The organism is Pseudoalteromonas sp. BSi20429, assembly GCF_000238895.1.
Taxonomy (GTDB): domain Bacteria; phylum Pseudomonadota; class Gammaproteobacteria; order Enterobacterales; family Alteromonadaceae; genus Pseudoalteromonas; species Pseudoalteromonas arctica.
In genome coordinates, this window is record NZ_BADV01000043.1 from 1 (window position 1) to 16,317 (window position 16,317).

At 39.9% G+C, this 16,317-nt stretch carries 10 protein-coding genes; all 10 read left to right on the top strand.

Annotated features, from left to right (window positions below):
* Nucleotides 1–279, top strand: a 279-nt coding sequence (gene galT, locus P20429_RS19455) for a galactose-1-phosphate uridylyltransferase (protein WP_033026718.1), incomplete at its 5' end; no start/stop codon positions are given.
* Nucleotides 276–1,430 (top strand): galactokinase, encoded by a 1,155-nt coding sequence (galK, locus tag P20429_RS10640; protein WP_007582997.1) that lies wholly within the window; start codon nt 276–278, stop codon nt 1,428–1,430. The genes galT and galK, both read left to right, overlap by 4 nt.
* A gap of 10 nt (nt 1,431–1,440) precedes the next feature.
* On the top strand, nt 1,441–2,469 hold the full coding sequence (gene galE / locus P20429_RS10635) for a UDP-glucose 4-epimerase GalE (protein WP_007583000.1): 1,029 nt from the start codon (nt 1,441–1,443) through the stop codon (nt 2,467–2,469).
* 67 nt (nt 2,470–2,536) lie between these two features.
* Complete coding sequence (locus P20429_RS10630; protein ID WP_007583002.1) at nt 2,537–4,876, top strand: alkaline phosphatase D family protein; 2,340 nt, start codon at nt 2,537–2,539, stop codon at nt 4,874–4,876.
* A 210-nt stretch (nt 4,877–5,086) separates the two neighbouring features.
* Nucleotides 5,087–8,557, top strand: a complete 3,471-nt coding sequence (locus P20429_RS10625) for a TonB-dependent receptor (RefSeq protein ID WP_007583005.1) — start codon at nt 5,087–5,089, stop codon at nt 8,555–8,557.
* Between the two features lie 148 nt (nt 8,558–8,705).
* Complete coding sequence (locus tag P20429_RS10620; RefSeq protein ID WP_007583007.1) at nt 8,706–9,980, top strand: family 16 glycosylhydrolase; 1,275 nt, start codon at nt 8,706–8,708, stop codon at nt 9,978–9,980.
* Between the two features lie 4 nt (nt 9,981–9,984).
* Nucleotides 9,985–11,670: a sodium:solute symporter family protein gene (locus P20429_RS10615; protein WP_007583009.1), complete on the top strand. Its 1,686-nt coding sequence runs from the start codon at nt 9,985–9,987 to the stop codon at nt 11,668–11,670.
* Nucleotides 11,660–12,874 carry a family 43 glycosylhydrolase gene (locus P20429_RS10610; protein ID WP_007583011.1) on the top strand — a complete coding sequence of 405 codons (1,215 nt, stop codon included), beginning with the start codon at nt 11,660–11,662 and terminating at the stop codon, nt 12,872–12,874. Before P20429_RS10615 ends, P20429_RS10610 begins: the two co-directional genes overlap by 11 nt.
* Nucleotides 12,867–15,152 carry an FAD-dependent oxidoreductase gene (locus P20429_RS10605; RefSeq protein WP_007583013.1) on the top strand — a complete coding sequence of 762 codons (2,286 nt, stop codon included), beginning with the start codon at nt 12,867–12,869 and terminating at the stop codon, nt 15,150–15,152. Before P20429_RS10610 ends, P20429_RS10605 begins: the two co-directional genes overlap by 8 nt.
* Nucleotides 15,153–15,166: 14 nt before the next feature.
* Complete coding sequence (locus P20429_RS20315; RefSeq protein WP_007583015.1) at nt 15,167–16,315, top strand: lactonase family protein; 1,149 nt, start codon at nt 15,167–15,169, stop codon at nt 16,313–16,315.
* Nucleotides 16,316–16,317: the final 2 nt, after the last annotated feature.

Consider the following 16,317-nt stretch of genomic DNA (forward strand, 5'->3'; position numbering starts at 1 on the left):
GAAATTATTAAAAATATAACAACTCGTTACGACAACTTGTTTCAGTGCTCGTTCCCTTACTCTATGGGCTGGCATGGCGCGCCTTATGATGGTCAAAGCCACTTATTTTGGCAATTACATGCGCAGTTTTTACCGCCATTACTACGATCAGCCAGTGTTAAAAAATTTATGGTTGGTTACGAGATGATGGCCGAAGCACAGCGTGATATTACACCCGAGCAAGCTGCCACTATTTTGAAGAAACAATCACTAACGCATTATAAAGAGAATACTAAATGAATGTTGAACAAAGCGCACGGTTAGCTTTTTCAAACCACTTTGGACGCGATGCCGACTTTGTTGTCAAAGCCCCAGGGCGTGTTAATTTAATTGGTGAGCACACCGATTACAATGACGGTTTTGTACTGCCTTGTGCCATTGAATACGCTACTTACATTGCAGTGTCACCTCGAACTGACGATGTAGTAAATGTACTTGCACTTGATTGCGATAACCAAACCGACAACTTTTTAGTAAATAAACCGCTTAATAGCCACAGTACGCAAACGTGGAGTAATTATGTTCGCGGCGTAGTTGATGAACTGCAAAAACGAAATCATAAACTCAGTGGCTGCGATATATGCATCACAGGTAATGTCCCGCAAGGAGCTGGTTTGAGTTCATCGGCTGCACTTGAGGTAGGTATTGCTTATGCATTTAATCACTTATGCGAACTGTTTATTGAGCGCAAAGATATAGCCAAAATTGCACAAGCCGCTGAAAACAATTTTGTGGGCTGCAACTGTGGAATTATGGATCAGCTCATATCGGCGTGTGGTCAGCAAGGACAAGCATTGGGTATAGATTGCCGCTCACTTGATTTAATTGAAGTGAGTATTGACCCAAAGATGACCATTTTAATGGTTAACTCAAACGTTAAACGTGGCTTGCTAGATAGTGAATATAATTTACGCCGAGAACAATGTTATGCAGGAGCAGAAGCCTTGTCTAAACCGAGCTTGCGGGAAGTAAGTATTGGTGAGTACGAAAGTAAAAAGCATACCCTTGACCCAAGTGTAGCTAAACGTGTTGAGCATATAGTGTATGAAAATGTGCGCACATTAGAAGCTATGCAAGCTTTTACTAATAACGATATCGCCAAACTAAGCACACTAATGGCACAAAGCCATGCTTCTATGCGGGATTTGTTCGAAATAACCACCTCCCAAATCGACACTCTTGTGAATATTATCGCAAAAGTAATTAATGAACACGGCGGCGTAAGAATGACGGGCGGTGGCTTTGGTGGTTGTGTAGTGGCGTTTGTTCCTAATTTTTTGGTAGAGAATGTAATTAGTGCTATTGAAACGCAGTACGAGCAACAAACAGGATTAAAAGAAACGATTTACACAAGCGTACCTTCAGCTGGTGTATCACTTATAAGAGCATAAGGACAATCTAATGAAAAAAGTACTGGTAACAGGAGGCGCGGGATATATTGGCAGCCATACTGTTTTAAGCTTATTAAAAGATGGTTTTGACGTAGTAGTAATAGACGATTTAAGTAACTCGAGTCGTGAATCGCTAACTCGCGTAGAAGCGTTATCAAAGCGAAAAGTTGAATTTATTCACGCCAGTTTACTTGATAACGATAAGTTGTCTGCCACGTTTAGCGAGCATAAATTTGATTCAGTTATTCACTTTGCAGGTTTAAAAGCGGTAGGCGAATCCATAGAAAAACCACTTGAGTATTATTATACCAACTTGGTGTCTACCTTAAATTTATGCCAATGCATGCTTAAATATAATGTTAATAAACTCGTGTTTAGCTCATCAGCTACAGTTTATGGACAAGGCGCCTCGATGCCTTATACCGAAAGTTTACCTCTAGGGCGTGCAGCAAGCCCGTATGGGCAAACAAAGGTAATGATTGAGCAAATACTACAAGAAATAGTAGCCTCAAATACTGGTTTGCAAGTAGCAAGCTTACGCTACTTTAATCCTATTGGGGCAGATATTAGCGGCCAAATAGGGGAAGATCCATTAGGTATTCCTAACAATTTAATGCCCTTTATTGCTCAAGTTGCTGTAGGTAAACGTGACAAATTAGCCATTTATGGAGGCGATTACCCTACTGAAGACGGTACATGTGAGCGTGACTATATACACGTTAGTGATTTAGCCAATGGTCATATTAAAGCCCTTAAATGGCTTGGCGAGCAACACCACAGCTTATATGAAGCATTTAACTTAGGCACTGGTACTCCTTATTCTGTGCTTGGCATAGTAAAAGCATTTATTGAGTATACCGGAGTTGATATTAACTTTGACATTGTAAAGCGCCGCGATGGCGACTTAGCTGCTTTTTGGGCTGATTCATCTAAAGCTCAGGGTGTTTTAGGCTGGCAATGTAAGTATACCCTTGCAGACATGATGAAAGACACGTGGCGCTGGCAAAGTAATAACCCTAATGGCTACCCAAATGTATAACCCCCTTACGTAAAAACACTGTCTACACAAGGCGTCTTATTAACACACAATAATAAAGGTAACTAAAATGAAACGCAGAGGTTTTTTAAAACTCAGCGCCGGCCTACTAAGTTCAAGTATGTTAGGTGGTTGCAGCGGCTTATTTGCATCATACCGAGGTGACTTAACCTCAACTGCACCATTAGATAATACAAATTTAAGCAAGCAAGTGTGGCTCGGTAAGCATTTTTGGGGGAACAGACTTCAAGACTGGCAACGCATAGGTAATGAGCTATTATGTACTCGAGAAGAAAAAGATTTTGAAGCGCGTACCGTATCGTTACTCACTAGGCAGCTTAATAGCTCTTTACAAAGTGGGCGTATAAAAGCCACCGTACGTAATTTAACGCCGAACGAAAAAGGCTTTTGTGGATTTTTATTAGGGATTGGTAAAGGTGAGCTAACCGCTAAAGGTGCTGCTTTAGCGCAGCGAGCTGGTGGCGAAAATGGCGGAATAATTGCGGCCTTTGACAGTTTAGGTAAATTATCATTTAGACAGTTTGATGATGAAAGCAAAGCCCTTGATTTTACTATTATTAATCGTACTCCATTTAATATACAACAATATAAAAGCGGCGATAAAATAACACTCGATTGCCATTTAGACCCAATAGATGCAAACCATTTTGATATTCGTCTTGTGGCAAGTAACACAAATACTGCCGAGGAGTTAGGATTTGCAGTACTTCACAAAGTCCCCGCAGATCAACTGCAAGGAGGTATTTCGTTATTAAGCTCCTCAGAGCCTTTTGTAGCAGGCGCTCGTTGGGGGTTTAGTGATATTGAAACCGGTGGAGGTAAAATAACTCTAAATAATGCCAATACCTTAGGCCCCGTTATGGGGTGTATGTATAGCGTTAATCAGCAGGTACTCAAGCTATCTTGTCAGTTAATGCCTATTAATATTAAAAAGTTCTCACGCGTGGAGCTGCAATATCAGTTTGAAAACCAATCGGATTGGCAATATGCAAGTACAGCAAAAATTGAAGATGGTTTTGTAGCAAGGTTTAGATTAAGTAATTGGGATTATTTAAAACAAGCTCAATACAGAATTGTTAACCCACAAAAGCCTGATGACACTTTATATTCTGGAACTATTGCTAAGGACCCACAAAGTAGTAAAGAATTTACGATTGCATTGTACTCTTGTATTATTCCTACTTCTAAAAGCTTAGACAACACACATTACACACGCCTTATTAGTAACGAGCGCGATTTAGGACGTTACACCAAAGACAATATTTTATTTCCTCACACTGAACTTGTAGAAAATGCTAATTACCACAACCCTGATATGTATGTCTTTTGTGGCGATCAGTACTACGAAACATACCCGACTCGCTATGGTCGCCACACCAAAGATGCCAAACTAGATACCTTATATAAATGGTACTTATGGTACTGGGCGTTTGCCGATAGTATAAAAGATAAGCCTACACTTGTTTTAGTTGATGACCATGATGTGCTGCAAGGTAACTTGTGGGGCGATGGTGGCGATCACTCCGATATGCTAAAAGAGGAAGACGGCGGTTATAAGTGGGACAAAGACCTTGTTAGAATGATCTACCGTATGCAAAATGGGCATAATCCGGACCCTTATGATCCCACACCGATAAAATATGATATTCCGGTTAGTTATGCTGCATTTGAATATGGTGGTATTAGTTTTGCGATGGTTGAGGATCGTAAATTTAAAACGCCACCTGACTACAAAGCGAATAAGCTTGCCACAACGGGTGAGTTATTAGGTAAACGCCAAGAAGCCTTTTTAAAAGACTGGCAAACTATGCACCCGGGTAAACCTAAAATATGTATTACAGCTTCCATGTGGGGGTCGCCTCAAACCGATGAAAATGGCAAAGCATTAATAGATTACGATGCAAATGGCTACCCGGCTGATGGGCGTACACGCGCAGTAAAACTAGTAAGTGACGCTAACGCATTAGTAATTGCGGGAGATCAACACCTCGGATTGCTTGCCTATCAAGGAATCAATACTTTTGATGATGGCAGCTTGTTTTTTGCAGGCCCAGCTAGCGCAGCATTTTGGCAGCGATGGTTTGAACCCCACGCACCTTTACCAAATCAGCGAAACAACGACAAAAACACCGGTGATTTTACCGACACGTTTGGCAATAAAATGCGAGTTCTAGCGGCAGCTAACCCTAAAGTTACGCATAAACTTTTTGCTAAACAAAATACAACGTGGGGTAAGTTTTTAGCTGACAGAAACTTAAAAAGTGAAGGTTATGGGATTATTAAAATAAACCATGCAAAAAAATATTATCAATTAGAGTGCTGGGAGTGGAATACAGATCCATCAACAGAAAAGCAGTTTACTGGTTGGCCGTATATAAAAGAATTTTGATTAGGCTAGAACTATTGACGATAAACTCTGTGTAAATATTTACTTTAACACTGTTACTTAAGAGCAATTTAATGCTTACGCATTAAGTTGCTTTTTTATAATCAAATAAATATTGTTAACAAAATACAGTTGACAATTGTTTGGTTATTATATTATTGTTTACAAAAGATTAACCTGACAACATAATAATACCTTAGAAAGGGAACACACATGACAATCATCAACAAAGCGTTCAAGTTGAGCGCGATTACAGCTGCAGTACTTGCAACACAATTGGTTTACGCCAAGCAAGACGAAAGCACACAAGAAAAACCGAAAGTAGAAGCCGATATTGAAATAATTGAAGTCAGCGGGTTAGCCGCCAGTCTTAAAAAATCTATTAATGATAAGCGTTTTGCTGAAAACGTTGTTGACTCCATAAACGCTGAAGACATTGGTAAGTCCACTGATCAAAACATCGCTGATGCGCTTTCGCGTGTAACTGGTGTATCAGTACAATCCGTTGATGGTGAAGGTGCACGAATATCTGTGCGTGGTGCTAACTCACAACAAAACAATATTAGCATGAATGGTGTGCAATTAGGTTCTACAGGTTTTAGCCAAGGCGTAGACTTATCGCAGTATTCATCCGATATTTTATCTAAAATTGAAGTGGTAAAAACACCGAGTGCAGATCATGAAGAGGGTTCGCTAGGCGCAAATATCAATCTTTCGACTACAAAGCCGCTTGATTTAAATTATGAAATTTCCACTATGACTTTAGAAGGCAGGTACAACGATTTATCTGATAAAGAAAATTATAAAATATCGGGTACGATGTCGAAAAAGCTTTTTGACGATACCTTTGGCGTGGTTTTTACTGCAGTTAAAGAGACTAACGAATACCGAAAAGACCAATACTCTGCTACAGAGTGGACAGCAGTTCAGTCGCCTTTAGCAACAGATACAAATGGCAACGTTGTTGAAAATGCGGTAGGTATTACACCTCGTTTAGTTAATTATCAGCTTTTTGATAGTCAAAATGACCGCACCAGTATTAACTTAGGTTTGCAGTGGCGAGCAAGTGAAAACACAGAGTTTAACTTTAACGCAAACCTTGCAAAACAAGACGTTAATAACTCAATGCATGGTATTAATACGCGCTCAATGGAAACTAAAAACTTAGTTGAAGGTGAAGACCCAGGCCTTTCTGGCGTGACAGCTAAATTTACTGATCCTGAAGCTAGCTGGCGTACAATCGATTTAAAAACGAATACATTTACTAAGTTTATCAACCGCTTTGGTAACGGTGGTTTAGTGCAGTCAGAAGGTGAATTTGAAAATAAAAACCAAGTTTACTCACTTGATATGAATCACGGTTTTAGTGACTCATTTTCGATGGAAGCTGGCGTTGGGTACTCTAAAACGCAGCAAATACCAGAAAACTCAGTGTACGTTGCACTGCAAAATTTTGCCAATATTAGTGCATGGAGCTTAGTAAATGTGCCACCAGAGGATATGGAGCCTGTTGGTTATGACTGTACAGCAGGCGGTCCGTGTAAATTAGTTACAGGCACCGGCTTAATTGATTACGGCGAAAACGACACTTTTGGTGACCCAACAAATCTATGGGATAACTACAGCACCACGGGATTTAATCCGGATGAGCTAAAAGCGCAGCATTTATCGTACATGGGCAGAACCCTCAACGAAGTCGAAGATGAACAAAAGTCGCTCTTTGTCGATTTTGATTACGTGCTTGACACAAGCTATGTACGCTCAATTGAATTTGGTGCAAAATGGTCAAAACGTACAAAATATGTAGATGCTCAGCAAGGAGCCTTTAATAGTGTAGGCGAGGGGGTTGTAGTTATAAACCCTGCAACAGGCCAACCTGCAGTACTTGGTAGCGGTTTAAGAGATATTTCTGGTGATTTAATAACCGACGGTGAAGGGTTTCCTGTTGACGATTTTATGGCTGATTTAGGTTATGGCCGCGACAATGTAACCGACGGGTGGAATCGATTTTCGGCTTTTAAAGCATTTGAAGTAGCTTTAGGGAGTCCAGAAGTTGCTTTTGCCACAGACGATTCAAACACACGCAATACAGAGCTAGATAACTTAGCATTTTACACCAAGCTAAATTTCGAATTAGCAGATGGACGTGTTACAGGTGATGTGGGTGTGCGTTATGTAAAAACGACTGTAGAAGTGCAAGGTGCATCGGGTGTACAGTTTGCATTTGACCCTTCAAATAATGCTCGTTTAATGGACCCATTTAAATTAGCAGAGTTGCGTGATACTAGCTTACCACTGTGTGCTGCAACGCAATTTTATGGTGCAGATTACAACGAAGAAATACGCTGGTCGAGAACCGATGGTCTAGGCTACGACACAAAAGGCACTATTGATAAATCAGACGATGTGGCTATTCCTGCTCAAGGCGCGTGTCATGATCCTAACGCTGTACGTGGTAATCCAAATGAATCTGAGTGGTGGTTATGGCGCCATTCTGATGTATCAACCGAAAAAAACTGGATATATGGCGAGCGTAAATTTGATGCAAATGGAAACTTATTACCAACAGAAGACAGAAGCTTACGCTCGTTTGCAGTAACTGGTGAGCACGACTACGATTTGTTTTTACCCAGTATCAATATTAACTACTTGCAAAGTGAAGACACCATTATTCGTTTTGCAGCATCTAAAACAATGGCTCGTCCACAAATAGATTCACTACGTCCTGGTTTTAAAGTAAGAGAAACACAATGGGGCGGTGAAAACCGTAACAACTCAATTACGCTTACCAATCCTAAACTCGATCCACTTGAATCAATAAACCTTGATTTATCATATGAATGGTATTTCAACGATTCGGGATTATTAGCAGCATCATTATTTTATAAAGACATGACAAACTTTGAAGAGTCTGAAACGATTGTTACCTACATGGATGACCTACGTGGAGTGGGACTCGAAGAGGGCGAATCTTATAACCCAGACGATTTAGTACTTATTGCAGGCCAAGATAGCTTAGAAAAATGTATGCCTAAGCGTTTTCAAGGTGGCCAGGATTATCAAAAAGAGTGGATGTATTCGGGCGACTTAGAGCAAATGTGTGCCAAATTTAACACCACCCGAATTAAAAATGGTAAAGGGGCAAGTATTAAAGGGTTAGAGCTTCAATATATGCAGACCTACGATAACTTACCTGGTATTTGGTCGGGCCTCGGCTTGCAGGCTAACTATACATTTCAAGACAGTAAGTACGATCAAGAAGTATCATCTATTGATGACAGCGTAAAACTACCTTCATTAGCGGTAGCGTATACACCAGAGCACAGCTACAACGTAACAGGTTTTTGGGAAAAAGACGGACACCAAATTCGTTTAGCGTATCAAGGCACTACAGATCAACTTGTACAACGCTCATGGGAAAACGGATCGCTGTGGGAAGAAGGACGTAAAACACTCGATTTTTCTGCAAGTTATAAAGTAAATAACTACATGACTGTATCGTTACAGGTAGCTAACGTAACTGATGAAGGCGTAAGACAATACTTTACCAGTCGTTTCTTAAATGCTGGTGGCCAAACGTTTTCTGAAGGCAGCCCGCTTGAAGGCGATGCAACTAAATCACGTACTGTTTACGCATATAAAACAGGCCGGACATTGAGACTTAATACCCGTATTAATTTCTAAATTTTTAATCTAATAAAAAGCCCGCAGCATTTCTGCGGGCTTTTTTATTTTTTTAATAAAAATTGTGTCATTTTGATTTCTCAAGACAATACCTAGCATGAAATAAAACTTATAACTCGTTAGATAAAACAACAATAAAGGGTAAAACATGTTTAAAGTATTTTCTAAATGTACGCTGGCAACAATAGTTGTCACATCGTTTTTTGCTGGTGCTGATCAACCACGCGAACTTGACTCCTCAACATGGCAATTACAGTGGAATGATGAGTTTAATTATGCGAATGCTGAATTAGATAAAAACTGGGTCTCTCAAAATGGGCCGACAGAAAACCCATGGGTATTAAGTAGTCGCTGGCGCGATAATGCACAAGTTAAAGACGGAATACTGCACTTATTAGCGAAGAAAGAACCTCGAGGTGGCCAAGACTGGACGACAGGTAATATTTGGTCAAAACGCTCATTTCATTATGGCTACTTTGAAGCTCGCTTTAAATATGCCGGTGCCTATGGCACGAATAACTCATTTTGGTTTTGGCCAAAACAAGGGGTTAAAGATGGCTTAAAGGCATGCGAGATTGATATTAATGAAGGCCATTTCCCTAATATAATTAATACCAACGTACATAATTGGACCGATACTTATACACTACCAAATGGCCGTGTTACTCACAGTGATAACCAGTTACACCACACTTTAATCGGCAAGCCTGATCACACTGTTGAGTTTAACAAGCCAGTTAAAACTAAAAAAATACGATTAACATCGACTAATCCTACGTCTCTTCATATTTCTGAATTTAGAGTCTTTGCGCCTAGCGCTCAATACCCTGATGCATTTGACGAAGAAAAAATAAAGAATATAAGTAATTTAGCGCAAGCTGACGATGTTTCTATAAAAACGAATGGGTTATTTAATAAGTTAATATCAGAAGAGTCTTTTGCTATTGATGGTAATCCGCAAACACGCTGGGTGTCAGAAAAACATGGTGAAAAGTTTTTAGAACTCAGTTGGGATAAGTCGCATGAAATTGGCGCTATTCAATTTATTAATGGTTGGCTGCAAGAGCATGGTGTTGATAAAGGTGCTTATCGCAATTTAATTTCCGATTACAACATCGAGTATCACGATGGAGAGAATTGGAAAAAAATCACCTCATATAATGCCGCTGACGTTGCTGATTTTTCAAAAGAGTTTCATACCTATGGACTTGAATGGAATAAAGATTACTTTAATTTTTATTTTGACGGTGAACTCTATTACACAATGAGAAATGATGTCTGCTTTAGTGAAACAACGATGTTATTTAGTTTAGCTATTTTAAAAGCGGCGATTGCAGGTCCTGTAAGTGATGATATTGATGGTACCAGCATGGCGATAGATTGGGTTAGGTACTACACCCGAAAAGAAAATAGCGAGGACTAAGGCTATGCATATTATTGATATAAGTGTAGTCGTTATATTTTCTTTATTGATCATTGGGTGTGGCTTAAGTTTTTCTGCTGCTGGAAAGAATATGAAAAGCTTTTTCTCTGCGGGAGGTGCGCTACCTTGGTGGATGAGTGGGTTGTCACTGTTTATGAGTTTCTTCTCGGCAGGTACATTTGTTGTATGGGGAGCTATTGCATATAAGCATGGCTGGGTGGCGATTACTATTCAATGGACTATGTGTTTAGCAGGGGTGTTGATTGCTTTATTTATTGCGCCTAAATGGCAGAAAACCGGTGTATTAACCGCAGCCGAATTTATTAAGCAGCGCCTTGGCTTAAATGTACAAAGAACTTATACCTATATTTTTCTCTTAATTGCGAGCTTTTCGACTGGTGCTTTTTTATATCCAGTGGCAAAAATAGTTGAAGTCGCTACGGGTTTATCTCTTGAATATACCGTCATCATTTTAGGACTATTGATCTTAGCCTATACCGCTGTTGGCGGTTTATGGGCGGTGATAATTACCGACATTTTGCAATTTGTGGTGCTCACTGCAGCGGTATTAATTGTGGTACCGCTATCATTTGAGGCGATTGGCGGCATTGAGAACTTTATCGACAAAGCACCTGATGATTTTTTTAACTTAGTAAATGATGAGTATTCATGGGAGTTTATCTTTGCCTTTGGGCTCTATAACTTATTTTTTATTGCTGGTAACTGGTCTTATATTCAACGCTTCACCAGTGTGAAAACACCAAAGGATGCAAAAAAGGTTGGGGGACTATTTGCGATTCTTTATCTTATTTGCCCAGTAGTTTGGATGTTAGCCCCGATGATTTATCGAACGATGAACCCCAGTCTAGTTGGGTTTGAAAGTGAAGGGGCTTATTTGCAAATGTGCAAAGAAGTATTGCCAGTAGGGATGCTTGGATTAATGCTAGCAGGAATGGTATTTGCGACATCAAGCTCAATTAACACGTCTTTAAACATCGCCGCAGGTGTTATCAGTAATGACATATATAAAAATATAAAACCAGATGCTTCCCAAGCTACGCTAGTTAAGGTCGGTCGAATTGCAACTGGCGTACTCGGTCTAATTACGATTATTGTTGCGTTACTAATTCCCTTACTTGGTGGTGTAGTTGAAGTGGTAATGACCATGGCTGCGCTCACTGGCGGACCGTTGTTTTTACCACCCATTTGGTTGCTTTTTTCTCGTTATCAAACTGGGAAAACGATTTTAATAACCACTATTTTTAGTTTACTGGTGAATGCTTTTTTTAAGTTTGTGAGTCCTTGGTTATTTGATTTTAGCTTAGATAGAGCGCAGGAGATGATGATGGGGGTGTTATTTCCTGTATTGATGCTAACTGTATTTGAGTTGTACTTAAGAGCACAAAGAAAAACACCTGCGTGTTATGAAAACTACTTAGTCGAATTAAGCCAAATTAAACCGACGGCCGAATTAATAACTCCAGAAAAAAGCGCGGATAACAATCATGGTATTCGAGTTTTAGGGTTTGGTATTCTCTCTACTGGCGCGATTATGCTTTCGTTGGCCGCAATTGCAACCACCGGAAAAATCGAAATAACAGTAATAAGCAGTGGCATTTTTATATTAGGGGGTGTTTTAGTTTTTAAGTTTAGAAGTAAGGCAGTAAAGGTACGTATCAATGAGCAATAGCAATAACAAATTAAAGCAGCAAAGTTATCCATGGGATATTCCAGCTAAAAAACCAGCACGAGAATTGAGTGCTGCAATGTCGAGGTTGTATGACAACTATTTAACCCCTCGTCCGGAAGACAACCCTTTATTTACTAGCTTTAAGTACACTGAGCTCACTGGGTTTAGCTATCATAATAATGATGGGACTATTTCAAGACGCGACCCATCTAAAATTATCAAAGTTGATGGTCTTTATTATGTTTGGTACACAAAACGGTGCACTCAATTCCCACCAAAAGGGGCGCAGCGCTGTAATGAGTTGACTCCCTCCACTGATTGGGATTTATCCGAAATTGGCTATGCCATCAGTATTAATGGATTTGACTGGGTTGAACAAGGTATCGCCGTCACTAGGCCCAAGCACCCGCAGTTAGGTTGGCGCTCGGTTAGTACACCAGATATCTTGATTTATGAAAATAAATATTATCTTTATTATCAAGCCTTTAATGAAGCTAGCGGTAAGAAAGGTGATCATTGTCCGGTAACACTATCAGTTGCCGATACGCCAGATGGACCGTGGTTGCCACATGGCGAGGTTATTATTGAAAATGGTGAGCCGGGAAGTTGGGATCAATTCTCGATTCATGACCCTTATTTATTAATTTATAACGGAAAAATACATTTATACTATAAAGCCGCCTACGGAGATAGACCCGATTACTTAGTGGGTAATGGCTTGGCAACCGCGAATAATCCTTTTGGGCCTTTTGATAAACACCCTCTGAACCCTATTTTAAACTCAGGCCACGAAACTACTTATTTTCCGTTTAAATCAGGAATAGCTGCTTTTACTATCAGAAATGGCAATGAAAGTAACACTATTCAATATTCACCTGATGGGGTGAACTTTTCGATTGCCGCGGTGACATCCCTCATGCCAATTGCAGCAGGTCCTTATGTTGCCAATGCATTTGACTGTGAAAGCAAATCAAACGGGATTGAGTGGGGCTTGTGCCACTTTTCAGACAAACAAGCGCGCAATAAACACAGTTTTTTAGCCAGATTTGATTGTAGTTTAATGGTAAATGAGCTTGAAAAAGAATTAAAAGTTACGGATGTACCTCACCAGCCTAGTGTTTATTTTGCGCAGTCATTAAGCCCAGAATTAAAAAATAAACGCTCATATCAAAAACAAGAAAAAGAGATCAAGAGTTATGATTAAGCAAAACTTTAATGAAGCTGCACGTGAAAATAAGAAACAACAATTAAATACTCAGTTTGTTGTTGCCGGTGGTGGCTTAGCAGGTACATGTGCAGCAATCAGTGCGGCGCGAGCGGGTAGCAAGGTTGTGTTAATTCAAGATCGTCCCGTACTCGGTGGTAATGCGTCAAGTGAAGTAAGATTATGGGCGTTGGGGGCAACATCGCATATGGGCAACAATAATCGCTGGTCACGTGAGGGTGGGGTTATTGATGAGATCATGCTGGATAATCTTAAGTTAAACAGACATGGTAACCCATTAATTTTCGATACCATTTTGCTCGACAAAGTGATTGCCGAAAAAAATATTACCTTGTTGTTAAATACCTCTGTGTTTGATGTAAATAAACAGCACAGCACTAAGATTGCCAGTGTAGAGGCATTTTGCAGTCAAAATTCTACTCATTACATTATTAGTGCGCCGTTATTTTGTGATGCGACCGGCGATGGCCTTGTTGCGTTTAATGCTGGAGCGGGGTTCAGAATTGGTGCTGAATCAAAAGCAGAGTTTGGTGAGCTGTTAGCATCTGATGAAGAGAACATGGAGTTGCTTGGCCATACATTATTTTTCTACAGTAAAAAAATGGATCAGCCTATTAGTTACAAAGCTCCTGATTTTGCTTACTCGTATGAACAAATAGAGGCGATACCTCGCTGTAAAGATATTGCCGGAAGTGACTCTGGTTGTAAGTTTTGGTGGATAGAATTTGGCGGAATACGCGATACTATTTATGAAACGGAGGATATCAAATGGGAGCTTTGGAAACTCGTTTACGGAATTTGGGACTATATAAAAAATAGCGGCAGGTTTGATGATGTCGAAAATCTAACCTTAGAATGGGTAGGTACAATTCCTGGAAAACGCGAAAGCAGGCGCTTTGAAGGGGAATATATGATAAAACAGCAAGATATTATTGAGCAAACCCAGTTCAATGATGCTGTATCTTTTGGTGGATGGGCGATTGATATTCACCCCGCTGAAGGCATATACAGCGAACGACCTCCTTGCTCTCAATATCATTCAAAAGGGGTTTACCAAATACCGTACCGCTGCTTTGTTAGCCGTGATATAGAAAATTTATATTATGCAGGACGAATAATCAGCGCAACACATATGGCGTTTGGTTCAACACGAGTTATGATCACCTGCGCACACGGCGGACAAGCGGTGGGGGCAGCTGCTGCTATGTGTAATAAACTCAATATCACACCCAAAGAGCTATTACAGCCAGAACACATAGCACAGTTACAGCAAAACCTGAATCTAAATGGCCAAAGTATCCCTGGGATCCGTTTAGATAAGCACAATAATTTAGCAGCCCAAGCCTCTATTACTGCATCGAGTGAATTAGTGTTCAATGGTTTTCAACCTAGCGGCAGTAGAATGCAATTAGATTCATCGTGTGCACAGTTGGTTGCTTTTGCAAAAGGCCAAGGACCAACAATTAGCATAACGGTTTTTGCTCATAAAGAGACAGAGTTAACGTGTCAATTGCGCACTAGTATCAAGCATGAAAACTATACGCCAGATGTTATAAATAAAACTATCAGTTTGTCTGTCACGGCGGGCGAAAGTACGCTCGAATTTGATTTTAGTGATTGCAGCTTAGAGATGCAGTACGGGTTCATTTGTTTTTTACAAAACAGTGATATAGAGCTTGCTACCACAGAGCAGCTTATTACGGGCACTATGGTTGTGTTCAATAAAGTTCACAAAGCGGTATCAAATAAAGGCAAACAAACAGTACCTGAAAATAGTGGTCTTGAAGAGTTTGAATTTTGGACACCAGCGCGGCGGCCAAACGGTCAAAATTTGGCAATCGGTATATCTCCCGCCATTCATAATCACCAAGCGACGCAGGTAATTAACGGCTTTGTGAGGCCTTGGCTACAAACGAATGCATGGGTTGCTGACTTAGCAGATCCATCGCCAACCCTAAGGTTAGTATGGCCAGAAAAAGTAACGATGAGGCAAATAATTCTTTATTTTGATAGTGACTTTGACCATGCGTTAGAAACCGTATTAATGGAGCATAACGAAGACCAGGTACCTTATTGTGTGCAAACCTATACAATTAAAACAGATTCTGGTGAGGTAATTGCACACGTTACGGGTAATTATCAAAGTATTAATAAAATCGATTTAGTAGAGCCTATAACAACGCAACACTTGATTCTAGAATTCGCTCATCCATCTAAAAATGTGCCTGCAGCACTGTTTGAAATTCAAATTAAGTAAAGGGAATTGAATAAATGAGTTTATGGCTAACAGGATTACATATACGACTTGAAAAGTGCGCTCAGCTGTTTGTTCTTATATCCTTTATTTTTTGCCTTGGTGGTTGTCAAAGTATCAGCGATGAACAATCTCGACTTAATTATTTTTTAGTCGGCAGCTACACAAATGAGCCTGATCAGGGCGTTTATTTAGTTTCTTATAACGAAAGTGATGATCTATTAATTAACGAACGCGTCGTTGTATCGGCAACCGATCCAAGCTATCTAAATTGGCAACCGACAATAAATAAATTGTATAGCATTGGCAGAGGGCTTGATAAAAAATCTGTTATTAACGTGTATGACTGGAAAAGTAACGCGTTTACAAAGCTTAAAACGTACCCGATTGAAGGAAAAGGGCTATGTCATATTAATATTTCGGATGATCGCCAGCAGTTAGCTGTTGTAAATTACACGACAGGTAATAGTGAACTGTTTAATATTAATAAGGCAGGATTATTAGTATCACGGGGTCAATTTACTAATACAGGAAGTAGTATCACGCCCAGACAACGAAGTGCTCATTTACATTTTTCGGGGTGGGATAAGCAAAGTCGCTATCTGTATTTGACGGATTTAGGCACAGACGAGATTATTGTTTTTGATAGCTTAAAAAGTGATTTTACGCCAGTACACCGCATTGAATTAACGCCGGGGGATGGGCCTCGCCATCTTGCTTTTCATCCGGCTAAAAAATTAGTGTTTAGCTTAAATGAATTGAGTAACAGTATTAGTATCTTCAATATATTACAAAATGGTGCGTTATTACACGTTTCAAAAACAAATATAATGCCCGCAAAAGTTGGCGAGCAACAAAACCTTGCATCGGCAATTCGTATTTCTGAGGATGGTCGCCATGTTTATGTGGCTGTGCGCGGTGAGAATGCAATTTATGGTTATCAATTAATCGCAGAAACCCGACTACAATTAATTAATAAAGTCTCAAGTGGCGGTTTACATCCTCGTGATTTTAATTTTTCAAAATCACAAAAACAGTTATTAGTGGCTAATCAATATAGTAATAATGTTGTGATTATTAAGCGTGATTTAGCATCTGGGAAGTTATTTACGACTCAAAGTCAATTGCAAATTGACGCACCATCTTACGTCAGTTATTTCAATTAGGA